This is a genomic window from Bifidobacterium catulorum (assembly GCF_003129925.1).
Lineage (GTDB): Bacteria > Actinomycetota > Actinomycetes > Actinomycetales > Bifidobacteriaceae > Galliscardovia > Galliscardovia catulorum.
Map to the genome: position 1 here is coordinate 160,077 of NZ_QFFN01000002.1, position 9,747 is coordinate 169,823.

Below are 9,747 nucleotides of genomic sequence, written 5' to 3' on the forward strand. Positions count from 1 at the left end.
CATGCCGACAGGGCGGGCGTATGGAATCCATAAGGACGATATGACGGCGGAGGCGCCTGAATTTATCATGATGATTGGAATGCGAAAGAGGGGGAACGATATGGTCGGGAGCGGCGACGCGGTCGGAACGGATGATGCAGGAACGGACGGCGCGTCGGATCGCGTCCCCGCGATCGACGTGCGTCGTCTGACCAAACGATACGGTCGGGCACGCGGCATCGAGGACGTGAACCTCACCGTGCGCCAGGGCGAGATATTCGGATTCATCGGACCGAACGGGGCGGGCAAATCCACGACGATCCGCACACTACTGGGACTGATCCGCAAAACAGGCGGCGAGGCGTCGATCCTCGGCCTCGATTGCGAACGGGACCGCACGAGAATCCTCGAACAGGTGGGCTACCTGCCCAGCGAGGTGTTCTACTACGACGGCATGAAGGCGCGCGACCTGCTGAAGTACGCGGCGGGTTTCTATCGCGTGGACTGCACGGAGCGTATCCGCGAGTTGTCCGAGCGTCTCGGACTGGACCTCGACAAGAAGGTCGAGGACATGTCGCTTGGCAATCGCAAGAAGGTCGGCATCGTACAAGGACTGATGCACCGGCCGCGGCTCATCATCCTCGACGAGCCGACCAGCGGGCTCGATCCCCTCGTGCAGCGCGCGTTCTTCGACCTGATTCGCGAGGAGAACCGCCGCGGGGCCACGGTGCTGTTCTCGTCGCACATCCTCTCCGAAGTGCAGCGCATCTGCGACCGCGTCGCCATCATCCGCGAGGGACGCATCGTGGCGGTGCGGTCGGTGGCCGAGATGCGGCGGTCCGCAGTCAAACGCGTGACGGTCGGGCTTGGGGACGCAGGTGGTCCGATGTCTGGGACCGAAGCCGCCGGGTCCGACGTCGATGTGGCGAGACGCACGTTCGCATCCATGTCCGGCGTGCGCTCGCTGCAGTTGGACGTGACCGATGCGCGCGGCGGAACCGGAGACGGTGGGAGCGGCCGTGGGAACACCGCCGCCACCGCGTCCTTCCTCTACGAGGGCGACTGCAACGAGCTCATCGCAGCGCTCGCAGGCATGAGACTCACGGACGTGGAGATCGCCGAGCCGACGCTGGAGGAAGTGTTCATGCATTATTACCAGCCGGAGTCGAGGGTGGAATCAGTGCCGGAATCAGCGTCGCTGCAGGTGCCGGAGGCGGGGAGATGACCACGATGACCGCCTCGACCACGACGCCCTCCCGCAGTAACGCACACGCCTCGCTCACTTCGCGCGCGATGCATGTCTTCCTCTTCGAGCTCAAGTCCCAACTGCGCCCGTTCCTCATCGGCACTGTCACGCTGCTCGCCGTGGCCGTCCTGCTGCTGGCCGGCGCATACCCGATCTACCGGGACTCCAAGTCGAGCGTCGAACAGGTGATCGACGGCTTCCCGCCACAGTTCGCCGCCCTGTTCGGCGTCAACGACGACGTGTTCTCCTTCGGTGGGTTCTACCGGTTCAGCTCCCTGTACCTTATGCTGACCATGGCGATCATGGCCTGCGCATGGGGCTTGGCGGTGTTCGGACGCGAGAAGCGCGCGAAGGCCACCGACTTCCTGTTCGTCATGCCGATGCCGCGCGGTGCGATTTATGCGGCCAAGCTCGCGGCCGGGCTCACGATGGTGGTCGTGGCCTCTCTGGCGTTCCTCGCCGCGGTGGCGCTGACCTACACACGATTCCGCGACGATTCCACCGCGACCTCCATCGCCTTGCCGCGGCTCATCCTCGCCGCGTCGTCGTTGCTCGGCGTGGGCGTGCTGTTCCTCGCCTTCGGTGCGCTGACCGCCGTGCTGCTGCGGCGCATCCGCAGCGTGTCCGGCATCGCCACCGCATTCGGCGTGTTCGGGTTCATGCTGGTGTCGTTGCCGGAAATGACCGGCGAGGACAAATACCGCATCATCTCACCGTTCACCTGGTTCAACGTCTCCGAGGCACTCGACCACGGCCGTTACGAAGCCGGCTATCTGGCCCTGGCCGCCGTGGTGGCCGTGGCCTGCCTGGCGGCAGGGGCCGTTGCGTACGTGCGTGGCGAGGTGAGGGCCGAGTGATGATGAACATGCAGGAAAAGAGGGCCGCCACTGTGAAATCCGTCTCTATGGTGAAATCCGCCACCGTGAAATCCGTTCTTGCCGTGGCCGCGCGCGAATCCAGGGCCAACGTGAAGCCGTGGCTGATATGGAGCGTGGTGATCGTCCTGTTCAACATCGCCGGCGTGATGAAGTTCGAGGGCGTCGCCGCAGGTGATCCCGACGCCGTGCGCAAGCTCACCGACGCCTTCCCGAAGGTGGCGCTCGCCGTCATGGGAATCTCCGATCTGGACATGTCCACCTTCGCAGGGTATTACGCGGTGCTCGAATTCTATGCGGGCATCATGGCGGCCGTGTATGCCGTCGCGCTCGCCCGCAACGCGGTGCTGCGCGAGCTGACGGACGGAACCTATGAGTTCCTGTTTGTACGTCCCGTGACGCGCACCGCCATCCTTACGGCGAAGTTCGCCGCTGCGTTGGGCGATGCGGTCGCATTCGTTGCGGTCAACGTCGTCTCGTCGCTGCTGTGCCTTGGATTGCTGGGCGACGTGCGTGGACTCGACGAGGGGGCGGCCGCGATAGTGATCTGGCGGTTCTCCGTATGGCTGTTCGCCGTGATGCTGGTGTTCGGCGCGGTCAGTGCATGCGCGGCCGCCGTGTGCCGGCGTCCGGATCGCGGTGCGGCCGCCGGCAATGCTTCGGTGATCGTGGCCTATTGCGCCGGCGTGGCGTACGACATGCTCTCCGACCACGACGCCTCGGTCGTCTTCCGGCTGCTGTCTCCGTTCCGCTATGCCACCCCGGACGAGGTGATCGACGGGCGGGCGCCCGCGGCGTTCTCCGTGCTGGCGGCGCTTATCGTGCTGGTCGGCTTCGCGACGGCGTATGTGGCCTTCTCGCGGCGTGATCTGGCCTCCCGATGAGACGCCGGCACGGGGTCGGCGGATGCCCGTGCGCCCATGTGCCGGTGTGGCAGTGTGCCGGCGCGTCAATGTGTCAGTGTGCCCGTGCGCCAATGTGTCAGTGCGCCAGCACGGGGATGCGGGTGTCGGGGGAGAGCGGCCCGGTCGGCAGGAATCCCGTCGGGGGCACGCGCATGAGGGCGCGGTCCCTGTCATCCATCGGATAATCGGCATAGGCGCAGATGCGGTGCTGACCGTACCCGACCCGGTACCGACCGTCATCCGTTCTGATTGCCTCCACACTGGGGTCGCCGTAGCCGAACCACATTTCCAGGAACGTGCGTTCACGCACCGAGGGCACGTCGAACTCCAGTTCGGGATTGGCTTCCGGCCGCCGTTCCAGACGGTTCGCCGCCTCGCCGATTTGATCGCGAATGACATGCCAATCCATGGCGTCCCATTGCAGGCGGTTGTATTCCTCGTGCCTGCTCGGCCAGAAGTCGTCGTCGAAATTGCCGTCGTATGGTTCCGGCGCCTGCGGGAATTCGAGACTTCCCAGCGGTATGGTCTGCCATACCGCGTTGGAACCGATGTCGTTGTTGGCCGTCAAGGAGAACGTGCCCATTGTGAAACCCTCCACCACCCTGATGATCGTTCGGGCCGCGGGCACTCAGTTATGCGTCGTGGCCGGCCGACGTGGTTACATCCCGCGCCAGCGATATTTCATTATATGGATAATTGTCTACTATTTGATTCTGTGATGTCGAGCCGGCTTCTTGTCTGACGGGCCGACTCAAATAGGACCGCCCGAAGTCCCGCCTGTTCGGCGCCTTCGACGTTGTAGGGCGAGTCGTCCACGAATACGGTCCGCGAGCGGTCCAGACCGAACCGTTCCACCGCCAGATCGAAGATGGCCGCTTCGGGTTTCTTCACTCCTTCGAGCCCCGACACCACGATGCCGTCCAGCATGTCGAGGACGCCGCCCATCCGCCGCCGCATGATCGGCCAGGTGTCGTGCCCCCAATTGGTCAGTCCCCATACGCCGACGCCGGAGGACTTCAGGTCCGCCAGCAGCTCCGGCATTCCGGGGATCGCGCCGGCCAATGTCCTGTCGACGTTCACGGTGTACGCGCGCATCCGCAGGCCGAGGCGTGCCCCGTACTCGCGTTCATAATCGTCGATCAGCGTGTCGTAGTCCATGCCGCCGTCGTGCAGGTCGTCGAAATACATGAAGCCGCAATGATCGTCCGGGGCGAGGAAATCATCTATCTCCTCGTTGGCGAACAGGCCCTCCAGCGCCCGTCGCGGCTGCCAATCGACAAGCACTCCGCACAGGTCGAAGATCACATCCGTCACGCCGACGTCGGCCGTGGTTTCGCTGGCCATGGTTCCGTCAACCGTGGTTTCGTCGACCATCGCCTGCCGCCTTTCCGACGATATCGGCCCTCAATCGTCCCATAATCGTCCCGGATATTGAAACGATGATTGATTATAGGGATTCGCGGAGTCTGCTGTGCGGCCGTCTCGGGAGCCGGACGGAATGCGCGCGCCGCCTATGCGTGGGCGAGCCGGAGTTCGATGGCCAGTCGGTAGTAGTCGATGAGATGGTCGACCACCTTGGGCCAGGTGCGGCCCTGGATCGAGGTGAACCCGTTGTCGGCGATCGTGCGCCGGAAATCCTCATCCGATATCACACGTTTCACGCAGTCCCGCAACGCCTTGTCGTTCTGCGGGGAGAACAGCAGACCGTCCCGACCGGAGTCGATGAGGTCGAGCGGCCCGCCGCTGGCAGGCGCGATCACCGGCAGCCGGCTCGCCATGGCCTCCTGTATCGTCTGGCCGAACGTCTCCTGGTTGCCGGTGTGCACGAACACATCCAACGCGGCGTAGGCGTCGGCCAGATCGTCGCCGTGCAGCATGCCGGTGAAGATGGCGTACGGCATGAGCTTGCGCAGGTCGTCTCCGCAAGGCCCGTCGCCGACTATCACCAGCTGGATGCCGAGCCCCATCAGGCAGGTGAGGCGGTCGACCTGCTTCTCCGGGGCGAGGCGGCCCACATAGCCGACGACCGGCAGCTCGCCATGGCGGCTCCACCGTTCGTGCAGCTCGCGGACGCGCTCGAACCCCCGGCGCGCGGGGTTGAACAACTGCGAATCGACGCCGCGCCCCCACGGATGGATCAGCGACGGGTCGACGCCGAACGATTCGAGCCGCTGACGGGCCTGCTCGGTCGGCGTGAGCGTGATGGTGGCCTTGTTGTGCAGCTTCGCCATGCGGTCGGCCAGGATCTGTTCGGCGGTGTCTCCCGCGGACTTGCTTACCTTGCGCAGCCAGCCCGTGTGCTTCGGCGCCACGGTGTCGGCGATGCCGTCGATGGTCTGGCGGGCGAACCGCCGCGCATACTGCGCCACGTCGGTCTGGTAGACGGCCACCGTGGGCACGCCCATGTCCTCGCCGGCGATCAGCGCCGCATGGCCGAGGCGGGATATCGGCGCGGCGATGTGGATGACGTCCGGCCGCTCGCCCGACTCGATCATGTCGATGACGGTGCTTTTCATCGGTATGGCGACGTTGAAGTTCTGCACCGGCCACGAGGTGACGGTGTCTACTTGGTATCCCTCGAACATCCCGGACTCCGGCGCCGGCTGCGGGGAGATGACGTGCGCGGCGAAATCCCGTTGCCTGAATCGGCGGAGCACGTGTTTCACGCTGTTGCTCACGCCGTTGGTCTGCTCCAGTGACGACTCGCTCACCACGAGCACGCGCAACGGCCGCTGTTCGTCGGCATCAATCCCAACCATGCAAGCCAGTCTAGGGGCGTCGGTCCTGTTCGGAGGCTGAGTTTCGACGAAGTTCAGCCAAAGTTGTCGGAGGCGTCGGCTTTCGCGGCAATATGTCGTTCGTGTTCTTCGGGAGACCGAACGGCGTGGGCGTCGGCACCATCGCGGTCGCGAACGGACGGACGGTCCTTCCGGGATCGGCGGGTGACGACGGATCCCTTCGCCTTCGGCGGAGGTCCAAAAAGATGCCTCGAATAGCGGACGTCGGGGTTTTCGTCGCATGATTGGGTGTAAGTTCGGACGCATGACCGATTTCGCCGCCGATCGCAACGACCTTGCCGACCTTGCCGTATGCGCCGAATCAGTGGGATTCTGGCGTGACCGTCGCCTTATCCTCGCCGATGTGAACCTGCGTATTCGCCGTGGGGAGAAGTGGATTCTGTTCGGGCCGAACGGCATCGGCAAATCCACGCTGATCGCCATGATGAGCCTGCGGCAGTTTCCCAACGTCGGCAGGCTGTCCCTGCTGGGCCATCGTCCCGGAGGCATCGACAGGTTCGCGTCCGGAGGGCGCATAGCGCTCGCGTCGTCCGCGGTCGGACGCGAGGTGGCGCCGCCGGCCGACCCCATCGACGTGATAGTGGACGCCGCACCGGTCCGCGCCGTGCCCGAGGACCAGGGCGACTCCGCCGACATGGTGGAGCTGACGGCGCGGAGCGAGAGCCGTCGACGCGACTGCGCCGAATACGACCGCGCATACGGGCTGATGGAACGGTTCGGCATCGAATACCTCGCCGGCAAACGCATGGCAGGTCTGTCCGAGGGCGAGCGCACCCGCGTGCTCATCTGCCGCAACCTCATGTCGGACGCCGAACTGATGATCTTCGACGAGCCGACGACCGGCATGGACCTCGGCGGCAGGGAGCTCGTCGTGCGTGAACTCGGACGGCTGGGGGATGGCGGTGCCGGGGCCGTGGACGCCGGTGCGGACGGCCGTACCGTCATCCTCGTCACCCATCAGCTTGAGGAGATTCCCGCCGGATTCGACCATCTTGCGCTCATGGGGCGCATGCCCGAGCCGCGGTACCGCGAATACCTGGCCGCTCATCCGAGTATCTATGCGCCCGACGAAGGCAATCCCATGCCGGGCACGGTGCTGTACACGGGTGGTCTCGAAGGCGGATTCACCTCCGAAAATCTCAGCGCCATGTTCGGATTCCCCATCACCGTCCACCACGACGGTGCGCGTTGGTCGGCGTTCCGCGCGTAGCGGGGGCGCGGGGCGGTTCCGGGCGGCGTCGGCGTGTCCGATTTGCGTTCAACCATGGTTGAACCGCGTATATTGAATATGGGATGTGAGCGCGCACGACCTCCCATGCCGGCACGTCGCCGATGGCGTCGGCAGCCGGGCGCGAGATTATGTGCCGCAGGACGTCGCGGTATATGCCATATGCCATAGGCCATGAAAACAAGGAGTACGCCATGAAATACCGTCGTGTAGGAAAATCGGGCCTCAAGATCAGCGAGATCGCCCTCGGCAGTTGGGTGACCGACCTCAAGGGCTCCGCGCAGGAGGACGTCGCCCGCCAGACCATCAAACTGGCCTATGATTCCGGCGTCAACTTCTTCGACTGCGCCGACGCCTACTCGGCCGGCGCCGCCGAACGCTTCTTCGGCGAGGTGTTCAAGGACTATCCGCGCAAGGAGCTCGTGCTCTCCAGCAAGGTGTACTTCCCGACCGGCGACGGCGTCAACGACCGGGGGCTGAGCCGCAAGCACATCTTCGAAAGCATCGACCAGACGCTGAAGAACATGCGGACCGACTACATCGACATGTACTTCTGCCACCGGTTCGACGAGACCACCGACCTCACCGAGACGCTGCGCGCCATGAGTGACCTCGTCGCCCAGGGCAAGGTGCTCTACTACGGCGTCTCCGAGGAATGGGGCGGCGCCCGCCTGGAGGAGGCCCAGCGCATCATCGACCGCTACAACCTGTATCCGATCACCGTGGTGCAGCCGCAGTACAACCTCAACGACCGCTACATCGAGCATGAGATCATGGGCGAATGCCGCCGTCACGGCATCGGCATCACCACGTTCTCGCCGCTCGCCCAGGGACTGCTCACCGGCAAGTACCGCAAGGGCCAGCCGCTGCCCGAAGGCTCCCGCGCCACCTGGCAGGCCGACCACCAGATCAACGACCTGCTCACCGACGAGAACCTCGATCAGGTGGAACGGCTGCGCGGCGTGGCCGAGGAGCTCGGCACCAACCTGCCCATCCTCTCGATGGCGTGGATCCTGCAGCATCCCGAGATCAGCTGCGTGATCGCCGGCGCCAGCAAGCCCAGCCAGCTGGAGAACAACCTCAAGGCCTCCGGATTCGAGATTCCCGCCGACGCGATGGCCGAGATCGACCGCATCACAGGCTTCCACCGTTTCGAGCGCCACGTCGGCTGAGCCCGGCAGGCCTCCCGCGTGTCGCCGGTTTACTTCAAGCGCTTGAGGGCCGTAGCGTGGAATCCGAGGGGTGCGGAGTGGGCTCCCCGCTCCCGTGAACCGTTCCCGAGAAGCGAAGATGGAGGAACACCATGACCGAAACGATGAAGGCCGCGATTTTCGAAGGCCCTGGCAAGATGGCCGTCCGCGAGGTGCCGAAGGCCCGTATCGAAGCCGACGGCGATGCCGTGGTGCGTGTTGTCCGCGCATGTGTGTGCGGCTCGGACCTGTGGTACTTCCGCGGGCTTTCCCCGCACGCCGCGAACAGCCAGATCGGCCACGAATCCATCGGTGTGGTCGAGGAGGTCGGCCCGGCCGTCGGAAGCGTCAAGCCCGGCGACTTCGTGGTGCTGCCGTTCCCCTACAGCTGCGGCGAATGCCCGGTGTGCAGGGCCGGCTTTGAATCGGTGTGCCCCCACGGCGGCTACTTCGGTGCCAGCCAGGCCGAATACGTGCGTGTGCCCGAGGCCGACGGCACGTGCGTGCCGGTGCCCGGCTCTCCCGAGGACTATGACGACGCCACGCTCGCCTCGCTGCTCACCATCGCCGACGTGATGTCCACCGGCTACCATGCCGCCGTCTCCGCCGAGGTCAAGCCCGGAAGCACCGCCGTGGTGATGGGCGACGGCGCCGTCGGCCTGTGCGGCGTGATCTCCGCGAGGATGCTCGGCGCCCGGCGCATCATCGCCATGAGCCGCCACGACGACCGCGCCGCGCTCGCCCGCGAATTCGGCGCCACCGACATCGTCGCCGAACGCGACCAGGCCGCCATCGACAAGGTGCTCGACATGACCGGCGGCTACGGCGCCGACGCCGTGCTCGAATGCGTGGGCTCCAAGCAGTCGTTCGACACGGCTCTGGGACTGATCCGCCGCGGCGGCGTCATCGGCCGCGTCGGCCTGCCGCATGATGTGGAGATCAGCGCCGAAGGCACGTTCTACGGCAACATCGGCATCAAGGGCGGCCCGGCGCCGGTGCGCCACTACGACATCGACTCCGGTCTGCTCGACGCCGTGCTGAACCACGACATCGACCCCGGCCGCGTATTCACCGCCGAATACGACCTCGACCACATCCAGGACGCCTACGAGGCCATGGACCGGCGCAAGGTCATCAAGGCACTGATCCGCTTCTGACGGCCGATTGGTTGGCGGACGATACCGGGGTTTCGTCCGCCGTGGTCATGGTCCATTGTCAACCGTGTTCTGTATTTACTGCTTCAACAGGTCGGCGATGGTGAGTTCGTCTTTCTGCTCAGGTTTGTGGATTCTTCGATACTCCAGTAAGCAGTGGCATAGTTCGTCGGCGTCCGACCAATAACCCCGCAGGAAAGCTTCGTTTTTAAGGCTCTTCGGGTGTTTGTGTGGGTGTGGATCACTGGTCCGGCCTGCTGGTTATTGGCGTCCGGGGAGTTGTAGGTCGAGTCCTCCGCATTTGAGCATGACGAGGCTGATGAGGTTGTCGAGGTTGCGGTAGCCGTAGCCGATCTTGATGGTGGTCTTGAT

The 9,747-nt window shown here is 64.8% G+C and carries 9 protein-coding genes; 6 read left to right on the forward strand and 3 right to left on the reverse strand.

All coding sequences use genetic code 11. The features are described 5' to 3' along the window. The first annotated feature begins 100 nt into the window (after positions 1-100). From DF200_RS01860 to DF200_RS01870, 3 genes are read left to right on the forward strand one after another with little or no spacing between them, the layout of a single operon-like run. Positions 101-1,204, forward strand: coding sequence for an ABC transporter ATP-binding protein (locus DF200_RS01860; RefSeq protein WP_109136588.1), 1,104 nt, complete (start codon positions 101-103; stop codon positions 1,202-1,204). After that, a complete protein-coding gene (locus DF200_RS01865) occupies positions 1,201-2,082 on the forward strand; it encodes an ABC-2 transporter permease (RefSeq protein WP_109136589.1) in 882 nt (293 codons plus the stop codon). Before DF200_RS01860 ends, DF200_RS01865 begins: the two co-directional genes overlap by 4 nt. An 8-nt stretch (positions 2,083-2,090) precedes the next feature. Continuing rightward, on the forward strand, positions 2,091-2,984 hold the full coding sequence (locus DF200_RS01870) for an ABC transporter permease subunit (RefSeq protein ID WP_158275743.1): 894 nt from the start codon (positions 2,091-2,093) through the stop codon (positions 2,982-2,984). Between the two features lie 97 nt (positions 2,985-3,081). On the opposite strand, the gene DF200_RS01875 is transcribed toward DF200_RS01870, so the two are convergent. The 3 genes from DF200_RS01875 to DF200_RS01885 form a co-directional block, all read right to left on the reverse strand. Beyond that, positions 3,082-3,603, reverse strand: a complete 522-nt coding sequence (locus DF200_RS01875; RefSeq protein ID WP_158275744.1) for a hypothetical protein — start codon at positions 3,601-3,603, stop codon at positions 3,082-3,084. Positions 3,604-3,689: 86 nt separating this feature from the next. Continuing rightward, positions 3,690-4,379 carry an HAD family hydrolase gene (locus tag DF200_RS01880; RefSeq protein WP_109136592.1) on the reverse strand — a complete coding sequence of 230 codons (690 nt, stop codon included), beginning with the start codon at positions 4,377-4,379 and terminating at the stop codon, positions 3,690-3,692. A gap of 137 nt (positions 4,380-4,516) precedes the next feature. Then, the gene (locus tag DF200_RS01885) at positions 4,517-5,764 is read right to left on the reverse strand and encodes a glycosyltransferase family 4 protein (protein ID WP_158275745.1); all 1,248 of its coding nucleotides are present in this window, start codon (positions 5,762-5,764) and stop codon (positions 4,517-4,519) included. Positions 5,765-6,047: 283 nt separating this feature from the next. On the opposite strand from DF200_RS01885, the gene DF200_RS01890 reads away from it, so the two are divergent. From DF200_RS01890 to DF200_RS01900, 3 genes are all read left to right on the forward strand, one after another. Continuing rightward, positions 6,048-7,013, forward strand: a complete 966-nt coding sequence (locus DF200_RS01890) for an ATP-binding cassette domain-containing protein (protein WP_109136594.1) — start codon at positions 6,048-6,050, stop codon at positions 7,011-7,013. A 212-nt stretch (positions 7,014-7,225) separates the two neighbouring features. Beyond that, positions 7,226-8,203 carry an aldo/keto reductase family protein gene (locus tag DF200_RS01895; protein ID WP_109136595.1) on the forward strand — a complete coding sequence of 326 codons (978 nt, stop codon included), beginning with the start codon at positions 7,226-7,228 and terminating at the stop codon, positions 8,201-8,203. Between the two features lie 131 nt (positions 8,204-8,334). Beyond that, complete coding sequence (locus tag DF200_RS01900) at positions 8,335-9,378, forward strand: zinc-dependent alcohol dehydrogenase family protein (RefSeq protein WP_109136596.1); 1,044 nt, start codon at positions 8,335-8,337, stop codon at positions 9,376-9,378. Positions 9,379-9,747 lie beyond the last annotated feature (369 nt).